This window comes from Hydrotalea sp., assembly GCF_049968455.1.
In the GTDB taxonomy this organism is placed as follows: domain Bacteria; phylum Bacteroidota; class Bacteroidia; order Chitinophagales; family Chitinophagaceae; genus Hydrotalea.
On sequence record NZ_JBMFQT010000059.1, the window covers coordinates 1 to 654 of the forward strand.

Sequence of the window (654 nt, forward strand, 5' to 3'; positions counted from 1 at the left end):
TTTGTTCTACATTCAGGATTGCTTGGTGCCAAACTTTTTTCTAAGCTCAATTCCGGTGTGTTGTTCAGATAGTTTTAGCATCTCTTCCGGCACTTCATTGTGCAACTTTGCCTTGAGAAGCTCAGCTTGTAATTGCTTTACCTCGGATGGCAATACCGCTGCTTCCTCTTTCATTTTAGAAGCTTTCTTAACCGGCTTTATTTTCCCTTTATACTTACTCACCCAACTATGAATTTTACGAAAATCAATGCCATATTTTGCTCCTAATTGACGATAACTATAATCGCCTGTTAAATACTCGGCTATAATAACCTCTTTGTTAATTGTTTTTTCTAACATATTTTGTCCAAATTTAAGTGACGATTATTCGTCAACCTATTTTAGGACAAGACAATGAGTAAATGTACAAATGTTCATTGATTGTACTGTTGTTCAATAGCATTAGGTCAAGTTGGAATTAAATCCGATTAAAAAACAAATGCCCACTGATTGTTCGTCAGCCGGCATTTTAGCAATGCAATGTTGGCGGAAGTTAATGATTTGAGGTAGACTTTTTTCTTAGAATAAAGCCTGCAATTTTCTCTCTAGTATTTCTATTAAAAATTAAGTAATTAATTGTTCCAATAAATACCGCTTGAAATAGAAGCTTCCAGG

1 protein-coding gene is annotated in these 654 nt (G+C 34.7%); it reads right to left on the reverse strand.

Annotated elements, in window-relative coordinates; genetic code table 11:
- Nucleotides 1–12 precede the first annotated feature (12 nt).
- Entirely contained in the window at nt 13–339 is a 327-nt protein-coding gene (locus ACP5P5_RS13695; RefSeq protein WP_428286677.1) for a hypothetical protein, read from the reverse strand.
- Nucleotides 340–654 lie beyond the last annotated feature (315 nt).